Raw genomic sequence first — 1050 nt, 5'->3', positions numbered from 1 at the left:
GTTCGGATCGAGGTGGACCTCGTCCGGGGCGTCCACCTCGGGCAGCACGAGCACGCCGGCGGTGGAGGTGTGGATGCGGCCCTGGGACTCGGTGACGGGCACGCGCTGCACACGGTGCACGCCGCCCTCGAACTTGAGCCGGGCGTAGACGCCGTCGGCCGGGTCGGCCGCGCTCCCCCGCACCGCCACGTGGACGTCCTTGTAGCCGCCCAGGTCGGAGTGCGTGGCGGAGAGGACCTCCGTCTTCCAGCCCCGGGACTCGGCGTAGCGCAGGTACATGCGCAGCAGGTCGCCGGCGAACAGGGCCGCCTCCTCGCCGCCCTCGCCGCCCTTGATCTCGAGGATCACGTCGCGGGCGTCGTCGGGGTCGCGCGGGATCAGCAGCCGGCGCAGCCGTTCGGCGGCCTCGGCCTCGGCCGCCTCCAGACCGGGCACCTCGGCCGCGAAGGCCGCCGCGTCGTCGTCGCCGGCCGCGGCCAGCTCCCGCGCGTCGGCCAGCTCCTCCGCGGCCACCGACCAGGCGCGGTGGGCCGTCACCACGGCGCTGAGCTCGGCGAACCGGCGGTTCAGCCGCCGGGCGAGTGCCGGGTCCTGGTGCACCGCCGGGTCGGACAGGCGCGCCGTCAGCTCGCGATGCTCCGCCAGGAGCCGATCCACGGCCTCGCGCCGCTGGTCCGAATCGAACACGTGCGTGCCTCTCCTCCTCCGGCCTCAGCGGGCCGGGCTGTCCGACGCGGACGGCCCCGCCCCGTCCGGCGGAGACGAGCTCCCCCGGGCGGGACGGGGCCGTGCGACGGGACGTTCAGTCGTCGCCCTTGGACCCCAGCGTGGTCTTGGAGACCAGCATGAGGAACTCGGCGTTGGACGCGGTGTCCTTGATCTTGTTGGTGAGCAGGTCGAGGGCCTGCTGCTGCTCGAGGCCGGAGAGCACCCGGCGCAGCTTCCACATGATCTTGACCTCCTCCTGCGAGAGCAGGGCCTCCTCACGGCGGGTGCCGGACGCGTTGACGTCCACCGCCGGGAAGATGCGGCGCTCCGCGAGGTGGCGGG

1 protein-coding gene and 1 pseudogene are annotated in these 1050 nt (G+C 74.3%); both read right to left on the bottom strand.

What is annotated here, in order from left to right; all coding sequences use genetic code 11:
* On the bottom strand, nucleotides 1-687 hold a 687-nt coding region (locus tag ACFWJO_RS40905; RefSeq protein ID WP_386873483.1), incomplete at its 3' end, for a PCRF domain-containing protein.
* A gap of 115 nt (nucleotides 688-802) precedes the next feature.
* Nucleotides 803-1050: pseudogene (locus ACFWJO_RS40900) on the bottom strand (transcription termination factor Rho); the annotation flags it as partial.

Origin of the sequence: Streptomyces sp. NPDC127092, assembly GCF_042722475.1 — a bacterium.
Lineage (GTDB): Bacteria > Actinomycetota > Actinomycetes > Streptomycetales > Streptomycetaceae > Streptomyces.
The sequence above is the reverse complement of the archived record's forward strand: the minus strand, read 5'-3'. Positions and strand labels throughout refer to the sequence as shown.